Source organism: Phocaeicola acetigenes, from assembly GCF_027529745.1.
Classification (GTDB): Bacteria; Bacteroidota; Bacteroidia; order Bacteroidales; family Bacteroidaceae; genus Phocaeicola; species Phocaeicola acetigenes.
In genome coordinates this window covers 74,119-93,290 of sequence record NZ_JAPZVM010000002.1, presented here as the reverse complement: position 1 = coordinate 93,290, position 19,172 = coordinate 74,119, and the positions used below count along the sequence as shown (strand labels likewise).

Here is a 19,172-nt window from a genome sequence, read left to right as displayed (position 1 = left end):
TATTTGCATCCAATATTCCATTAATTATCAGTATATAATTTCTTTGGTGTATACACTATATCCCCCCCTTTTCTTAATTGTTCCCAATCCAACCATACAGATGTATGCTCTACTCCATTAAGAATTATAGAGCCAATGCATTCACCATCAACCCCTCCTTTTATTTGCAAAACTCCTTCTGGAAGAGTAACCCGAATATCTGAAAATTGCGGCATGTTCAAGCTAAATCCTCCAACACCCGGTATCATAGGATACATTCCGATTGAGGCAAAGACATACCAGGCTCCCATGGCACCACAATCATCATTACCAGGTAAACCCGATGCTGTTGAGTTATAAGCTTCTTTCAATATACGCGAAACAATAGCAGATGTCTTATCAGGTTTTACCCAATTATAAATCCAAGGAACCTGAAAATCAGGTTCATTACCTGCAGCAAAGAAATGATCGTCATAACTAGCATCTATCCTAACAAACAGAGAGTCTAGACGTTTTTCTGCTTTTTGTTTTCCTCCTATGGTATCAATCAATGTTTGCAAATCAAATGGAACCATCCAAAAATAATTTTCTTTAGTCGCTTCACGCCAATCAGCATCCGGATGTTTCCAGCTTAAATCATGGGAATCACGAGAACGTAGCCATCTAGTAGAAGGATCATATAAATTCTTCCAGTTTTTAGCACGTGCCATAAAAAAGGTAGCATCTTCTTCATTCTTCATTGCCTGTAAAGCAAATTGACCTATTGCGTAATCTGCAGACGTATATTCCAAACAGAGAGAAGCATCCTCTATACCCTTCTCAATATAAGTTTTTAGCCCCGGACGTACCTCCACATTTTGTGAATAAGTTCCTGGAATTAATGCCCCTTTACGCATATATTGGTAAGCTTTAGCAACATCAAAATTGCGTGCTCCAAAAGCATATGAGTTGGATATAATAATTGATGTAGGATCACCATGCATAACTCCCGTTTCTATGTTAGCTAATATCCATCGTCCATATCCTCCACTCTGTTCAGCAAACTCAACCAAAGATTGCATCATATCAGAACTTTCATCAGGATACAGCATTGCCAACAATTGACATTGCGTACGATATGTATCCCAAGCGCTAAATATAGAATAATAATCGTGGCCTTCAGAAACCTTATGTACATTCCAATCAGCCCCCATATATTCTCCATTCACATCACTAAATACACTGGGATGAATCATTGCATGATAAAAATGTGTATAAAATTGTTTCATGCGATCTGCATCACCACTTACTTCTATTCTACCTAAACGTTTATTCCATTCTAAACGTGTATCAGATAATACCTGATCAAAACTACGTCCATTATTATCTTGTCTTAAATTTTCACGGGCATTTTCTATCGAAACATAAGAGATTGCTACCTTATATTCCACTGAGTGATTTTCAGAAGTATCAAAAGTAAAGAAGGCTCCAGTATTTACCCCTCCAATACATAAACGATCTTGTTTAACATCATTTTGTTTCCAAGTTCCCATCTCTTTAGCCGGCACATTAAACTCGGCTGCAAAAAAGATACGATAATCGGTTGGATATCCACAAAACTCCCCTCCTTCAGCATATCCTTCACATGTCGTTGATGAAGTAATTTTCACCAACGCATTCGTTAAAGAAGTAGAACTAATACCACTTCCTATAATAACCGTTCCTTCTTTTGCTGATTCCAAGAAAGTAACCCGATAAACACCACTACGCTTAGATACGGTTATTTCACAGACTACATTATCAGGATATTCCAAAGAAAGATAACCTGCCTCAGAAGATAATATCTCTTTATAAAAAGGAAAACCTTTCATATCATTTGGAGAAACTTTCAATGGACCATTAAATGCAATTAAAGGAAAATTTCCCATTTCAGGACAACCACCTCCTGAAATTTGATTTACCACAATACCATCCTGAGGAGCAAAATGGGTCGGCGTTAATTGCATCATACCGAAAGGATAAGTTGCTCCTAGATAGGTAAACCCAGAAGCTAACCCATCAATTCCAAGTCTACCAACAGTTCCTATACGTGTATCAACCAACGATGAATAATTCATTTGATTTGTCGTATTCTGATTTAAAGTACAAGACACACTGAATAAAACAATAAGCATTAACAAGTATATTCTCACCTTCATGATTGTTTGCTCTTTTAATTATTTAATCAATTATTCTATTTGCAGACAAAGGAGCTAGATCTATATTGTTTCCCCAATTCTTATTCGGAGAATCCCCCATCTTCAAAATCAATTTGCCTCCATTTTTTATATCATCGTGACTGAACCATGGTTTATCCCATTTTTGATTATTCAGAACTGCTGATTGTACATATTTATTTTTCTCTGAAGCACCTTTTGCTATAATTTCAAAAACTTTTCCATTGGAAAGCGTAATTTTGATTTCTTCGAACATAGAACTTCCTATATTATATAAGTAACAGGATAAAAACCTAAACTCGAAAAAACGACAAAAGCAGACATACCTCCTCCATCTTCATCCCCAGGTATACCCATCAAATCATTACGAAACCATGTTTTTAATAACTGACGAATTCTTTTTTGCGTCTTCCACGGCTGTCCTGCATAGTTATAAAGATAAGGAATATGAAGACAAGGCTCGTTAGCCATTGAAAACTGACCAACATTCCCCGCATGATCTGGAAATTGAGCATAAAATTCAAACTTACTTTTTCCAAGAGGCTCTCGAAACATTCTATCCAAATTTAATATAAAATTCCGACGTCCCCCCATTAATTCTATTAAATCTGCTATATTATGAGGCACATCCCATCTATATATCCACCCATTATTCTCCCCATAATATTCTCTCGCTCCTTGTCCTCCAGAATAACGATAATCAAAAGGTTCTATCCATCTTCCATTTTTATCTTTAGGATGAAAAAAGCCTGTACTTGGATTATAAATGTTACGATAATTATATGAACATTTAAGATAATATTCAGCATCAGCAGTTTTTCCTAATTTATCGGCAATAACAGACAAACACCATTGGTCATAAGATGTTCCCAATGTAACAGCTACAGGCTGTCTCTTTTCAAATGAATGAACATTAGAGTCTATCTCTTTTTCATTCTTTTGAAGCGCTGGTATATATCCATATTCTTTATAAAAATTATCAATCCAACCTGATGGATTTCCAGACCATGGAGCTAAAGTCTTTTCCTCAATGGCTCTTTTACATGCATCGTATGCTTTTGAAAAGTTTATATCCAAACCCTTTACTGCAGCATCCGCAATAATAGCAACAGCATGATTTGAATTCATACGACGAGAATCACCAGTTATTTCAGGAAAGGTAGGCATCCACATATTACCCATCTGTTCAGCCATTAATAAATAAGAATTTATTATATCTGTTTCTTGTTTCTCATTAATCATTAATCGCAAAGGGTGTGCAGCACGATATGTATCCCAAATCCAATCATCTGTATAGAAGAGAACACCATTATCTTTATGCACCTCACCATCAAAAGCACTAAAATAATAACCATCTTCACTGATACATACCGGACGTTCAAATGTACGATACAAAGAAGTATACAGTACTTGTTTATAATCTTCCTCTCCCCCTGTTATTTTAATACAAGAAAGAACCTTATTCCAAACTTCACGTCCTTTCTTTTTTATCAATTGAAGATCATAAACAGGTATTTCACGCATCACATTTTTTTTAGCCTGTTCTTCACTAATAAAAGAAATACCATATCGTATATTGACAACAGATATTTTATTAGTAAACTTAAACACAGCAGCATTAGAGCCTACAGCCTCTTTTTTACCTACATTCAATTTCCCTTTTTCTAGTATTCCTACAGCTTCAGGTATACATTCACTTTCTAAATAAATAAAAACTTTTGTATTATTATTCAAACACTGATATCCACTTATACTATTCTCCTTTATTTTTATCTCACCATTTATAGAATTAATAATAAGATATGATGTTTTTTCTGAATTTAAAAACTTAATCCTATACATCGCTGACTGATGTGAAGGTGCATATTGGACTTGAATATTCTGTTCATCATCTAAAGTGACTTCATAATAATAAGGTTTCAAAATCTCTTTATCATAACTATAATCAACTACAGGCTTAAATTCTTCACCCTGATACGGACTAAAATTAAAAGCAGAACTTCCTCTATGGCTTGTAACAACAAGCGGAAGTCCATGAAGTAAGTCCGACGTATAATCAGAACGTTCTGGATAAACCCTCAACATACTATTAGGTAGATGTATAGTTGGATATGTAGGAACCAACAAATGACTAATACTCCCAATATACGGATTAACATAATCAACTGGAGCTAAATCCTTTTCATCTACTTTGGCATTCATGTGTACATTAAATAAAAATAGAACTATAAGCACACTAAATAATCTCAAAATTCCCACAATCTATTTCTTTTATAAATTATAAATTTTATGAATAACCCTAGCCTTTCATTTAAGATATTTAATTACCAAGCCTTTTCCTCAAAATATTTTTTGGGACAGAATCAAATAAATTATACCTTTATTCAAACTACACATCTGTGACATCAGACTTCTTATAAAATCATACAAAATAATAATTTGAAACCGATGACACCATTTGTCAGCTAGTGCCATCGGCTTTATTTTAAGATCTTTTTTTAACTTATCCGCATATAGTCTCAAAAAACGATATTATTTCAAGACCAACTTAAACGTTTCGATAGCATGATGTCCCATCTTAAACCGTAAAGTCTTTCCAGACAAGTTCAGCCGTTCTTCCTCTTCTTCAATCAAATTGGTACGTACTACTTCTTTTATTTCTTGAGGAAGCGTCACTTCTACTTCTTTGTCTTTGCCTTCCATCTCTACCAGACGAATAATCAGATTGTTTCCATCATCTGTCTTTTTAATCACAGATACCCCTACAAACGGATCGGATACTTGCAGGAAACTTTGGGCAGCAGGTAGGCTGCCGGCACCATTCTCTTTCCGGCAGCTGAACAGAGGATGATTTGCCTCCACCCCAAACTGATACCCCTTCTTCCACCCTTCCTGGTGAGAAGTCAGAGAGAAATGGAAGTGATGCGTTCCTTTCTGGTGATACCAGTTGCCTTCACCATGACAGCTCTTATGAGAAGAAAGAAGTACTCCCTGCAATACAGGATACGATGCTATCTCACGAGAAGGATCCACCCAATCGGCTACAGCTACGCAAGATGACATTGTCACTCCCAAGCCACTGCCACTGGCAGAAATAAAATTCTGGATTTCACGCGGATGACTGTCTTTAGGATGATGTACATAAGTTCCTCCCCAGGCCCATCCACCGGGCTGAATGTTCAACTCATCTTTGCCGACTTGCGCCACTCCCATCGGGACCTCATAATGCACATCGGCCCCACTCATGATATTTACAGGGAATGCAATACGGTACTGACGGTTGTGCTCTCCATCAAAATCCTTCAAGGTAACATCAAAATCTATTTTCTTCTCGGTATGGTGGAAAGTAATAGTCTGTACTATTACTGCATGTTTGGTAGGCTGTTCATTCACAAAGCGGGTAAACAGTTCCCCCGAATCGCTGACCTTCCATCGGGCCGGCATCGAACTCAGTGGAGTAATATCTCCAGGAGTCACATCGGTGATACGGGTAAATTCTCCCGCTCCATTTCCTGTATATCCTAACTCAATCACATCACCACAAGCAAATTTCGAAGTATGCATCACTTCTTTTCCCAACTCTTTATCGTATAGAGAAAGAATTCCTCCATTGCCCAAAACGGCCTTGTAATACCGGTTTTCCAATGTGTTCGAATTATAACTTACTCCTTGATTTTCCATTTTGACACTCTTTCCTTCTTTCACGGTGTAAGTACGATACCCCATAGAAGGAACATTTTCTGCCATGAAAATCAGACGATATCCACCCTTTCCGTCCGAAAGAACCTGAGAAGCAAGCTTATTTCCCTGCTCGTCTCTTACAAAGGCACGAGCCGAAGAAACAGGCACTTCTACCCACTTGCTCCGGTTCCAGGAAAGGTCATTAAATACCACATAATTCCCTTTACGGGTATTGACTTCCGAAACAATCTGCTCCAAAGCATCATTCAACATAGACTGGCCCAAATCGCGTCCCACCTTCAGACTATCCTCAAAAATCGCATCTGTGATTTCTCCATTCTTGCCTCCCAAACCATGATCCGGATAGATAGAAGCCATCCAGGCACGATCGAATTCCCCACGGGGATACGTATCCAACTTCCCTTTCTTCCATAAACAGAAAGAAGTAAACGCTTCTGCTGCCGGAAGGAGTACCGCTGCCTCCCGCTTATAAGTGGTAGCCCGATAATGGGCAGGTCCATGAATATAAAGCCACAAATCGGGGCGCTCGCCTTCTATCTTTCTGAAAGATGTATTTTCTCCCCGGACTGCCTCGAAATATTCTTCAGAGGTAGAGGCTTTAAGACGAGGCAATTCAACGCCAGCGGTTTCAGCAATCCGATTCCATTCATCAATAACAGGCTGGAAATCGACTGGTTTCGTTGCATCACAGCTCATCAGAATAGCATAATGAGGAGGAATGGCATGCTTCTTGAAATAGTCTCCCCACAACTGAGTGCGATGATGCAGCTTATGTAACGCAGTAGGAGCATCCTGATCGAAGAATTTCCACATCAGAGAAGCCCAACCATAGTTGCCGGGAGTAAAAGTGAGCACCTTAGAACCATCCGGAGCATACCAGTCGTACAAACCTTCTGCCATGCGGCTGACAAACAGATTAGGTATTCCACTCTTAGCAAGAATCTGAGGCATCTGCCAGGTACGTCCCGGCACATCAATGTTATTGGCTACCAAGTCATCACATCCGGGGAAATTCTCTTTTACCCATTTCCTTCCATAGTACGCCTGACGAACCAACTGTTCTCCACTAGAGAGCCCTTCGTAAGGTTGGTTGTAAGTAGCTCCCCATGTAAAACGTCCTTCTTTGTACAATTGGGCAACTTCTTCTTTTCTTTCCGGGTGAGCTTCCAGAAATTCCATCAGATTCAATGTCTGCTCCATTTCAAACTTAAATGAAGGATTTTTCTTCATCATCTCTAAAGCCGGAAGAATAATATTGTCGATACGGTCTTTCCGACAATAATCCGGTGTATTCATCCATGCTATATCCTGATGTGAAGATTGAATAATATGGATAGTACCGTTTTTAAAGTATCCCCAATCCGACGGAATATAGGGAACAATGGTCTGTTCGAGTATCTTCTGTTTCCCCTCCTTAATACTCAGCACTGCACGGTCTCCAATCATGGGCAGCCACACCAAAAAACTGTCCGGCCGTTCCGTAGAGATCACTTCACACGGCTTCCCGTCTAAAAAACCTTTCAGCTTACCTTCTGCCGGTTTATCTAATTTTACAAAAGAAAGTATCTTATATTCGTTTTCCTGCTTAAACTTCACCGGTGATACCGGATCAATCTGAGCTGCATTACCATTGGTTAAGAAACTCAGTAATAACAGTCCACTTACAAATTGTTTTTTCATATTTTCAATGTACTAAATTTAATATTCTGAATTAATTATATCCATAGTTTGTTGGGGACGATATCTCATACGAATACGCCACAATAATTCATTTAATGATACGGTTTTTATTTTATTAATCAACAGATCTTGTGCTGTCTGAACCGGATTAACACCAATAGATGGAGTATCTACAATCTTACTTGATTGAGCAAAGTCAGACCAAGCATGTACAATCGTCCAAGTTAGCATATTATCTCCTTTATTAATATTATACATCACGTCGCGATTGATCAAAGAAGCAACATATTCAGGAGTACCAGCTCTTGGTCTTTGCAGGTTAACTTCATCCCATATGCTATATCGAGATGTTACTATTGGTATTTCAACCCCTTTCTTGTTTTGCTTCCAATAAATACTTCCATCCAATTCATAAGGAAAATACTGCACTGCAATCATACCTGTAATTCCCTCTATTTCTTCTGCATAGATTTGAAATGCTTCTTGAGCTGCAGGACTTGCCACATCTCGACAAATAAATCCAAAAATTTTTATGCCAAGTTCTTTTAAATGTACATTTACCCGTTTTGCAAAATCTCTCAGAAGTTCTTGTCTATTAGGTCTGTTAACAGCAAACAAATCAGGATACTGATACCCTCCTCCATACTCCAAATAACTATAATCATTAGTTTTTACCCTTACTAAAGAATTCCATGTATAAGGAGAAACTACAGACAATTCAATTGGACACAAAGTCCAACTTAAATTCACATTTTTATCTTTCATTCCCCCTAGATAAGCAGTATTATCTAAAAAACTCCCCATAGTCCATTGCATATTATCCCCATCGCTCATAACAAAAGAATGACAAGATAATGTATCCCTAAAATTTATATCTTTAGGAGATATTTCATTATTTTTCTCTAACTGAACTTTAGAACTCATAGAAGAAATCAACGGAAGATTCCAGCACCAATTAGTAGCAGTATTTACATGTCCCCATTGTGAAATCAAACTTGTAAAATCATACTCATCTCCACATCCCCATCCTAAAATTGGGGATAAAGGTTTTACCCACTCCAAAACCTTATCTATTAATTCTTTCTTGTCTGCATATAGCATTAGTTTATGAGAAATAGCATAATCCCTTAAGTTTGTAACAGTAGGAGGAATACTTAAAGCCGAAGAATTATTTAACTTATCTTTATTCCGTAAAAAGCATTCATCAAGAGATTCCTTACGAACATCACGCAAGCATTTTAGTCCCAAACTTATAGCTTTATCCTCAAGACTTTCTTCTATCAATATACCTTTCAATAAACCCGAATAAACAGTAGCAACATTAGATGAGTAATCGGTATCTGTATATGAAGCATATGCATTCTCTCTAAGCTTATCAGCCTTATATAGAATATATCCTTTTATGACATTCTTACGTTTAAGATAAGCGACCAAGTCCCATAAGTTCATTGTAATAGGAGATGAAATCCCTAAGTCTTTCAAGAGATGATTATAAATCTTATTATAAGAGCTATTCGAATTGACATCAATCCAAATCATCTTATCAAACTTTTCATTATTTACAGCTTGAGCAGCCAAACCAGACAAAGATTCTACTAACATTGATTCTGCCAAATTTTCTCCTTGCCCACATAATATAATATCTTTAGGAGTTTTCTGTATCGGCCAACCATATCTACCATTATATTGTGAAGCAATAACATAGTTAACGGTAAACATCAATAGACATAAAAAGTAACGCTTTATCATAGTATATTTATTTACAAAATTAAACCTTTCCTTAAAAAAATACTAATAATACAACTCTAAATATTTTTTCGTTTGCTCAGGTCTATAATGCATACGTACTCTCCATATCAATTCTTGAATATTAACAACCTCATAATCATCATTTAAACGGCGAGCGCACATTTCGGCGGCTGAAGCACCACGAATTTCACCACCTTCTTCATTCTCTGCTATTTCATCTGAACTTTCACCTATATCTTTAAAAGTACTCCATGCGTGAACTATCACTGCCGAGAATTTTGCATCTTCAGATTCTGCATTTAATTTATTAGCAATATATGCAGGAGTACCATCACGTTCTGTATTATAAGAGCCCATATTCCAAATAGAGTATCTAACCGTTATAACTGGAATATCAAAACCATCTTTATTAGTAACCCAAAGAATGTCTCCATTTCCTTCAGCATAAGAAGGAGCATATTGAATTGCAATAATTCCTTCAAGTTGATTATTTGCATTAACAAAAGCTTGATAAGCCTCTTTAGCTTCTTCTGATTTAGGATCATGGGCTATCTGCTCAAGAACTTTTATACGATGTTGCCTCATATGTGCTGCAACTTTTTGAGCTAAACTATTTAATAATATTTTTCTATCTCCATCAATACCAAAATCATCCGAATAATAATATCCGCCCCCAAAGCTTTCTATCAACGTTGTATTACGCTTTTGTAAATTCATTATTTTTTCAAACTGTAAAGGAGCAATCTGAGATATATTAGAAGCTGTTATACCAAAACTCATTTTAACCTTATCTATATTGGGGTCAGTATAATAGTTTTCAACAAATCCATTCATCATCCAACCTGCATGAGGGCCATCAGACAAATAATAAGATACAAATTTTTTATCTGTTTTAGAATAATCTATATCGTGAGGATTTATCACTTTTGCCAATATGGATTTCTGCCTTGACTTATAATCATAAGCGAAATATGGTAAGTTATACTCTGCAATTGCTACAACCATATTTCCACTTTTAGATACTAAATTAACAAATTCATCCTCACCAACTCCAGGTTCCCAACCATAGACTAAAGAATTTGGAGACAACCAAGCAAGAACTTCTTTTAGCAATTCAACATTCTGTCCACCAGTGGAGGTGTTAAATTCTTTATTTAGATTAACTGCAAATAGCTTATTTGATATAACAAAATCAGCTAATTCTCCTGTTTGAGCAGGCATAATAACCAATGCATTATTATTACAATATTGTTTAAATTCTTTCCAAGAATCTAAAGTAGTTTTTTGACTTGCATCATATACTTTTTTATAACCATTATCTATAAAAAACTTCTCATCACGAACATCAACAATGATAGACTTATATACATGAGAGGCCACAACTGCAACTACACTACTCTCAGGATTATTTTTCACATCAGTCAATACATAGTTTTTTCCCAAGACATTCATTACGCCACCATCTAGAGACGCAAAATCTGGATTTGTCAGCATATTGCCAGCCCATACAACCCAATCAGCAGAAGCCATATTCACATAAGATCTAGCGTCTTTATAAGAAGATAAGCTATTAGCAGCATCCATCCACATTCCTGTTGACACCTTATTATCAGCTATAGCTAAATTATTAATACCAGTCAATGACTGACATAATAAGTGGTATTGCAATCCAGCTCCTCCAATAGCAGTAATATCTCCTCCTGGAACATCTACCTCATTTTTATTAGGTAAAGACGTAGCATATAACTCATAGTGTTTATCAGGAAGATTTTTTATCATATCCGGATGCCAATATTGCCCTTCATCCGAAATTGGATCATATAAATCCATATAAAAGTTCGGAGATTCTTCGTTGACTCCAGCATTCACTTTTCCGTTATCTAAAGGTGAATCATAATTACGATCACAAGCAATAGATACGAAAGTTAATAAAAATATTATATATATATATAATTTAGCCATAATCTCTTTTTTTATATTATTAATAAAGTTCTTTATAACAATACTAATTATTATATCCTGGATTTTGCGTCAAACCCTGCAATTTTATTCTCTCATTATACGGTATTGGACGTACCATATGCATATCTGATATATTATTATATTTTGATACTAAAGGATTCAATTTTGCTCTTTCTACCAATTTCCCGGTTCGTTTTAAATCAAACCATCTATCATGTTCCCCAAATAATTCACATCCACGCTCTTCCAATAAACGATCAAGCGTTAATTCCGAAGGTTCTTTAAGCCTCATTGTCTCAAAATCCTCTTCTGTAGCAGCAGCTCTTTCCAAAATCTGATTCACTTTACACATAGCCATGTCTGACTCACCTTTCTTTAAATAAGCTTCTGCACACAAAAGATATGTATCAGCCATACGAATAATTATATCTTCTCGTGTACCCTTTCCTCCCCAATCGATTTTTGTTTCCTTAAATTTATTACACATTGGCATACAATCAGTTTTCCAATTCATCATACCCAATGCAGGATACCAATTATAATTTCCTTCCTCATCTTTAAACGGATAATAATAAATAGCTCCTTTACTATCCTCAGAGGTATCATTCCAACGAGGCATATAGATACCTAACTTACCATAATTTTCGTTAGTTTTATCATTGATATAAAATTCCCTCTTAAATGTAGCATCATATCGAGTATCTATGTCAGGATAACGAAACCACTCATGTACAATCGGGTTTACCCAAATATCACGCTGCATTGCTGAATAATCCTGCTGATTTAATGTAAACATTCCAGGATATAATGCTGTAATATTAAATCCAAACATTGTATGCTGAGGATTTCCAGAACCATTATAATTCTTATCAGAGCCATATTGAACAGCCCAAATAATTTCTATATTATTCTGATTATCTTCATCAAAAACATCAGCAAAATTGGGTAATAGCTGATAATGCTCCGATGCAATAACAGATTCAAAAAGTTCTATCGATTTATCAAGGTCATCAGGCAAAGCAAAACCTTTATAGGATCTACTTAAATACAATTTTCCCAAAAAATGTTTTAATGCTGTATTATTTATTCTTCCTACTTCAGAAGAAACTTCTGGCAATTGATTTTTTATATCCTCTAATTCACTAATCATAAAAGAATAAATATTCTTTTCACTTTCCCGAGTAACACTTACAATTATATTTGCTTCATCAGTATTTTCATCTAACAAAAGAGGAACAGGACCAAATGTTTCTACTAAATAATAATAAGCCAAGACTCTAAAGAATCGTCCTTGAGCAGAAAGCTCATTATACATTTCTCCTGCAGTATCAGGAGTACATCGATTAAGAAGAATATTGGATTCCTGAATCATTTTATACAATAATTGCCAATAACTATCAATAACAGGAGACAATCCTGATAAATCTGTAGTATAACCATTAAATTGTACTGATATAGGACTTTCATCACAAGACATATACATATCTGTCCCTAAAAACTGTAATGTATTAACTGTAAATAAGGATCTACATTTCTCATATAAGTCTATCACCAATTTCTCTTGTCCTTCCAATGTGTCATAATAATCCGTAGTAACAGCAGATGGATTATCAATATCTAGAAATCCAGAACAATTGCAAGTAAATAAAGAACTTACTCCTAAAACTCCTATTCCAATTATTTTATTCAAAATTTTCATAATTTTCAAAAGTTAAAAGTTAACATTCAAGCCAAAAGAAACTGTCAAAGGATACAATGATAATTGTGTTTCCAAAGACTCTCCTATCGTTTCTGGATCTGAACCTAAATAAGAACTAAACGTAAAAGGATTTTGAACGCTTAAATAAGCCCTTAAACCTTTCATTCTAAACTTATTAAGTAATTTTTCTTTTACAGTATAACCAAGTGTTATATTTTGAATCTTTAAGAATGTACCGGGCACTTGAGATAAAACTTGTGTCCAAGTACAATCAAGACCTATTCCCGGATATTTATTATTTCTATTTTCAGGTGTCCAATAAGGAACATCAAGTTTATTCCAATCCTGATTATTTATCCCTGTAAAAAAATACGTGAAAGGATCATTATAAAGTCCTCCTACTCTTGCATACATATATACAGATAAGTCCCAATTTCTATAGTTGAATGTATTAGTCATACCAGCTGTCCAATCAGGAGTTGGTGCCCCTAAAATTTTATAATCATTGGCATCAATAACTCCATTTTTATCTTGATCTACAATTTTAGGCCAACCTGGTGCTGCATTATATTTTGCAGCTTCATCTTTTTCTTCTATCTGCCATATACCAGCTTGTTCTACATCATAATATACATTTATAGGATATCCAATAAATCTTCTGTTAGCCAAATCATCTTTCTTTGTTCCATCAAGATCTATTATTTTATTTCTATTCAAAGAAAAAATAAAATTAGTTTTCCATGTAAAGTTCTTAGTGGAAACATTAACTGTATTTAAAGAAATTTCAACACCCTCATTTGAAGTTGCACCAATATTTTGCATTACACTAGAAAAACCATTAACATGAGCTACTTGTCTCTGAAAGATCAAATCAGATGTTTTACGATAATACAAATCTACACTACCCGATACTCTATTATTAAATAATCCAAAATCAACACCGTAATTATACTCCGATGTCATTTCCCATTTCAGATTTTTATTACCAATACTTCCTCCTAATCCAAAACCTTTTACACCACCTCCATTCAGATAATAAGAACTTAAGTTCAATTTTGTCAGAGTAATATCATAGCCTATACTATTATTTCCCGTTTTTCCCCAACTAAATCTCAACTTCAAATTATCCAACCAATCTACATCCTTTAAAAAGTTTTCATTCTTGATTTTCCATCCAATAGCAGCTGAAGGTAATAACCCCCATCTATTCTCTTTAGATAAACGAGAGGTTCCATCATATCTTCCTGTTACAGTAAATAAATATTTATCCAATAAAACATAATTTATTCTTCCCATAAATGAAAGCATAGAAGACTCCCAATAATTACTATTTACATTTGTAATCTGCTCTGCCGTTTGAATAGCATGCCAATCTGACTCATAAGGTAATCCATCTCCTGTCATTCCTGAAGATTTATGAGTATCTTTTTGAGCACTAAACAATCCTATTACATTAAAATCGTGTATACCCATTTTATGATTAAAAGTGATTGTATTATCCCAAACTAAATTTGTATTAATTCCTTCACTTCGAGTTGCAATAGGTTTCTTAACTCCTTGCCCATATTGAGTATCAGTTCCTGTCCAAGAACCATTTACTGCTCCATCATACTGTAAGGCTAACGATGTTTTCAAAGACAAAAACTTTAATGGTTTAAATTCCAAAAAAGCAGAGGAATTAACGGACCATCCTTCTGATTCATTTTTTGTATTCTGATCTTGTAGAAAAGGATTTACTCGTCCATCAGGCCTGTGAGAAAAGGTTGGAGTACCATCTGTATTAAACCGTCCTACAATTGGTGTTATTAAATAAGCACTAAACAATGCATCAGTACTACCATGATTTATCGTATTAAAAGAAATATAACTACTAAGGCCAGCCTTCAATCTATCTCCTAATCTTTGTTCTATACCTATATTGGTAGTAAACCTTTCAAATTTTTCAGAACCAGCAATTCCATCATCTATCATATAACCGACTCCAAAAGTATATGATGTATTCTGAGTTCCACCAGAAAGAAGAAGGCTATTATTGGTAGTCAAAGCCTCATGAGAAAACTCTCTAAGCCAGTCATAATACTCACCATATTTAACATGTCTTCTTTCATCGTCAGTCAAAAAAGAAGGTGAAGACAATGATGATTCTCCAAATTTATTTGTCCATTGAGCAATACGAAAATTTACATATTCCATTCCATTTCCTTTACTTCCTAACATATCAGGCATACGAGTTGGAGTCTTTACACCAACATAACCATTATATTCTATAGAAAAGCCTTCTTTTTTATGAGCACCTTTAGTTGTTACAATAACAACTCCATTTGCTCCTCTTGAACCATATATAGCACATGAAGAAGCATCCTTTAATATATCAATTGATTCTATATCATTTGAATTTATGTGTCTCATACCAGATTGAGAAGGCACACCATCAATTACATACAACGGTTCATTTGAAAAATTAATAGAATTAACACCACGAATCTGTATATTCATATCAGCACCTGGTCTGTTAGAAGCTTTGGTTACCAAAACACCACTCACACGACCATTCAATGCCTCTGTTACATTAGGCGTCATTGCTTTTACAAGTTCTTTGTTAGACAATGATTCTATAGAGCCTGTCAAATCCTTTTTTTGAACTTTACCATATCCTATGACAACTACATCATTTAATACATTGGTATTTTCTGTCAAGATTATTTCTAAAGCTGCAGATGATGATATTTTCTTCTTTTGTGTATTATAACCCACATAAGAAAATAACAATGTTTGTCCTTCCTGTACTTTCACCTCAAAAAATCCATCTAAATCGGTTATTGTACCTGTTTTATTCTCATCTACAATTACATTCACTCCAGGTAAAGGTATTTTATTAATGTCATAAACATAGCCTTTAACAAGCAACGAAGTATTTTGCCCCAATAGTTTTATTGAACAAATAAATAAAACTAATAACATCCAATATTTTCTATGAGTAAGTATATATCGCATAGTAAAACCTCCCTATTAATTAATCTAAGTTCATTCTTTTACTTCTTTCCATTTATAGACACCAACTAATTTTGCCGTATGTCTACCTGTTTTATCTATCATTTCTTCAGAATTTTCAGGAGTTTCTACAAAATCCCAGGCACAAACTAACCCTGGCTCATCTCCTACAACATCTGATACCATTAATGTATTAATTTCTTCCACAGTCTTTGATGTACTCCAAATTCTAAACTTCTTAATGTAACCACTCATACATCTAGAATTGTCTTTCGGTTCAACAAAAGCCCACATTCTCATATCATCTGGAGAATTAACAACCATATTATCAGAGATATCAGCTGTTGATTTTAACTCCCCATTAATATAAAGCATTTGCTTCTTCAAATTTGAATCAAAAACAGCTGCTACATGAAACCATTTTCCATATTCAGATGGTGCAGACGTATAAATTGTCGGTAATGTTAAATCTGGATTCGAGTTATCAGTACCAATACTAAAACGTAATAAACTATTTGAAGCTCCCCAATAATGAAGTGTCCAGCCTTTATAAGGTAATGGACTAATAAAAGTAGAAAGGAATGAGCCAAAAGCAGTTTCAATAAATCCTTCATCATATTTAGTCCAAGCCTCAACCGTAAACTTAGGACCTCCACAATAATCTGGAGAAGAACCAAAATCAATATACCCTTTATGATCAACCCCATTAACAAACAACTCAGCAGGAGTACCTGGAGGTAATAATACATTCACAGATTGATCAAACAAACGAATTGCTTTTTTAGCTTCCAAAACATAACTATCTACTTCAAACTGTAAAACAAAAACTTCAGCCCTTGCTTTTGAAATACCTTCATTTAATTCATATAAAGCATTTTCCAAATCATTATAACTAGACTGAGGATATGTTCCATCAGTTTCGCCAACAACAGCTGTATTTAATCGAAGCTCTATACTATCTTTTAAAGAAAATAATTCATCATAATTCAAAGCTTGCTCAGATTCTGTTGTATTATTCTTACAAGAGAATAAAACAATTAAAGAAAAAATGAATAATACAGTCCTCATAATCAAATCTATTAATAAGTGTAAAATAACAATTAATAAGACATTTAAACTTTATGGTCAGTACTTCCTACTTCTCTTCTCGAACAACACCAGAAAGAACTTTTTCTATTTCTTCTATCAACTTCTGACATTGTATCTCCGTTAAATAATGATATTCAAAATCAGACAAGTGAGTATTACTGTTTTCTATAATGAAAACTTCTGTATCAGGAGCCAAAGCTATATTATGCCACATTCCTTTAGGTATATTATACAAGAGGCCTTCTTGCATTCTTACAACTTCGAACTTTATCTTATCTGTTGCTACTTCTGCAGCTATAAGTACAGCAATACCCTTCTTTAAAATAAAAGCCTCATCTGTCTTCAAATGCTTATCTATTTTCTTTAAATCATGAAATCCTTGCCCATCTTCAAAATTAAGCTGAGCTACTTGCCAATTTTTGTCTATCAGATAAGGATTATATCCTTTACCCTCGTGTACATAAGTTAATATCATTCCCATACATTAGATTATTTAATCGGTTAAACACTTTAATAAAAAAATTATTTTCTACGTTTATAACAATTCTTATTCTTACAAATAGCGCATCCATATGCTTTCTTTTGGATTTTCATTCCTGCTCCTATCAATGAACTAACCGATTTTATCGGAAGCATCAAACAAGAGTCAGTCAACTGAATATCACAAAATGCAGATGGTAACAATGAAAAAAACATTTTTTGCTCTGAAACATTCCAATCACAATACCCGGGACTATATGCATTACTTGCATTCAAGCCCCATTGTTGTAACAATTTTTCGATTTTCTTTTGCCCATAAGCAACAATTTCTTCAGCTAATGCCGATCCTATACCATCTGCAATAAAAGCTTCTACTACATCACCCGATTCTTTTTTGGCTTCTATCCAAGAATCCAGTTCTTTGCCTACCGTTGACACCATTAAGATATAAAAATCTGCATTCTGTAATGTCTTGGTTATAATATAAGAAGGTTGAAAAGATATTCCTCCGACCTTAAGATGAGATTTATCTATCTTATTTCCAGTTACAAACCGAACTCCCAATCTTGGATTACATACAGCTAAAGCTTCTCTTTTCAAACGATATAGAATATCAGTCAAATCCGGAGTCAGCATTGATAAATCAAAATTTAAGAATTCACATAAACTTTCATTCTTCAATTCCAACTCTGTAACACTACAAGACAACTCCTGTGCATTAAGAAAAAAACTCAACCAACTATCAGGGCTATGTTTTACACTCGAATTCCACCAAATAGACAGAAAATTTTTTCCATCTGTATGAACATTTGGAAACTCCTTACTTTCCATACATCCATCTGCAAAATCATATTTCCTACTTACTCCTTGAGAGTCGGTCAAAATTCCTTTAGCTCGTATAATATCTCCTCCAAACAAGTTATTCAAACGAACAAAGTCATTCTCCCAAAAATCCCAATCTACTGGAGTTTTCAAATAAAAAGTATGAGTTTCAAACTGAGGTATACGTTGATTCCTAATAGCTGGTAAAAACAACATCTGCTGTTCCTTCCAGATTTTTTCAAAAGTTTGCCAATCTATATGCCGTAACTCTTCATAATCTCGTACAATATACAACGACGGCTGAAAAGACCATAAATCTTTAACGATATCTTCTACAAGTTCTACATCTATATTATCTGTTTTGGTAAGAAAAACGATGGAGGAAAAATAAAACTGCCGTCTGTAAAATACAGGATTCAATTTCATCAGAAACCGATACTGCATAACATCAAGTACAGAAATAACCCCATCCAAAGCCAAACCGGGTATACTTTTCAGGTCTTCCAATGAAGCAAGTCCTGAAGCCTCCATCCACACCATATCGGGATGATATTCTTGCTCTATCTTCTGTAACGTTTCAACAAGTGTCAAACGTAAAGTGCAACATACACAGCCTCCTTTTATATCTACCACCGTATACTGATAGGATTGCAGCATTGTACCATCTACAGATTCACTTCCAGATTCATTTTCCAATATAACTACTTTCTTCTGTTGGAAAAAACCGGTCGATAACAGATAATTAATCAGTGTAGTTTTTCCAGCTCCCAAGAATCCCCAGACTAAATATACCTTCATGACTCTATCTTATTTAAACAGAATAC

At 34.9% G+C, this 19,172-nt stretch carries 9 protein-coding genes and 1 pseudogene; all 10 read right to left on the bottom strand.

Annotated features, from left to right (window positions below; translation table 11 throughout):
- Nucleotides 1-20: 20 nt before the first annotated feature.
- Nucleotides 21-2,156, bottom strand: a complete 2,136-nt coding sequence (locus O6P32_RS03015; protein ID WP_269876729.1) for a GH92 family glycosyl hydrolase — start codon at nt 2,154-2,156, stop codon at nt 21-23.
- A 22-nt stretch (nt 2,157-2,178) separates the two neighbouring features.
- A pseudogene (locus O6P32_RS03010) lies at nt 2,179-4,376 on the bottom strand (GH92 family glycosyl hydrolase).
- Between the two features lie 330 nt (nt 4,377-4,706).
- Complete coding sequence (locus O6P32_RS03005; protein ID WP_269876728.1) at nt 4,707-7,556, bottom strand: glycoside hydrolase family 38 N-terminal domain-containing protein; 2,850 nt, start codon at nt 7,554-7,556, stop codon at nt 4,707-4,709.
- Nucleotides 7,557-7,574: 18 nt separating this feature from the next.
- Nucleotides 7,575-9,305, bottom strand: coding sequence for a GxGYxYP domain-containing protein (locus O6P32_RS03000; protein ID WP_269876726.1), 1,731 nt, complete (start codon nt 9,303-9,305; stop codon nt 7,575-7,577).
- 42 nt (nt 9,306-9,347) lie between these two features.
- Nucleotides 9,348-11,267 carry a GxGYxYP domain-containing protein gene (locus tag O6P32_RS02995; RefSeq protein ID WP_269876725.1) on the bottom strand — a complete coding sequence of 640 codons (1,920 nt, stop codon included), beginning with the start codon at nt 11,265-11,267 and terminating at the stop codon, nt 9,348-9,350.
- 43 nt (nt 11,268-11,310) lie between these two features.
- Nucleotides 11,311-12,966 (bottom strand): RagB/SusD family nutrient uptake outer membrane protein, encoded by a 1,656-nt coding sequence (locus O6P32_RS02990; RefSeq protein ID WP_269876724.1) that lies wholly within the window; start codon nt 12,964-12,966, stop codon nt 11,311-11,313.
- Between the two features lie 12 nt (nt 12,967-12,978).
- Nucleotides 12,979-15,927, bottom strand: a complete 2,949-nt coding sequence (locus tag O6P32_RS02985; protein ID WP_269876723.1) for a SusC/RagA family TonB-linked outer membrane protein — start codon at nt 15,925-15,927, stop codon at nt 12,979-12,981.
- A gap of 63 nt (nt 15,928-15,990) precedes the next feature.
- Complete coding sequence (locus O6P32_RS02980; RefSeq protein WP_269876722.1) at nt 15,991-17,025, bottom strand: LamG domain-containing protein; 1,035 nt, start codon at nt 17,023-17,025, stop codon at nt 15,991-15,993.
- A gap of 67 nt (nt 17,026-17,092) precedes the next feature.
- Nucleotides 17,093-17,527, bottom strand: coding sequence for a hypothetical protein (locus O6P32_RS02975; protein WP_269876720.1), 435 nt, complete (start codon nt 17,525-17,527; stop codon nt 17,093-17,095).
- Nucleotides 17,528-17,568: 41 nt separating this feature from the next.
- Entirely contained in the window at nt 17,569-19,146 is a 1,578-nt protein-coding gene (locus O6P32_RS02970; RefSeq protein ID WP_269876719.1) for a GTP-binding protein, read from the bottom strand.
- Between the last annotated feature and the right edge of the window lie 26 nt (nt 19,147-19,172).

Coding starts and splice junctions, on each gene's coding strand:
- O6P32_RS02970 (WP_269876719.1), bottom strand. CDS start 19,146: ATGAAGGTATATTTAGTCTGGGGATTCTTGGGAGCTGGAAAAACTACA.
- O6P32_RS02990 (WP_269876724.1), bottom strand. CDS start 12,966: ATGAAAATTTTGAATAAAATAATTGGAATAGGAGTTTTAGGAGTAAGT.
- O6P32_RS02975 (WP_269876720.1), bottom strand. CDS start 17,527: ATGGGAATGATATTAACTTATGTACACGAGGGTAAAGGATATAATCCT.
- O6P32_RS03015 (WP_269876729.1), bottom strand. CDS start 2,156: ATGAAGGTGAGAATATACTTGTTAATGCTTATTGTTTTATTCAGTGTG.
- O6P32_RS02980 (WP_269876722.1), bottom strand. CDS start 17,025: ATGAGGACTGTATTATTCATTTTTTCTTTAATTGTTTTATTCTCTTGT.
- O6P32_RS03000 (WP_269876726.1), bottom strand. CDS start 9,305: ATGATAAAGCGTTACTTTTTATGTCTATTGATGTTTACCGTTAACTAT.
- O6P32_RS02985 (WP_269876723.1), bottom strand. CDS start 15,927: ATGTTATTAGTTTTATTTATTTGTTCAATAAAACTATTGGGGCAAAAT.
- O6P32_RS03005 (WP_269876728.1), bottom strand. CDS start 7,556: ATGAAAAAACAATTTGTAAGTGGACTGTTATTACTGAGTTTCTTAACC.
- O6P32_RS02995 (WP_269876725.1), bottom strand. CDS start 11,267: ATGGCTAAATTATATATATATATAATATTTTTATTAACTTTCGTATCT.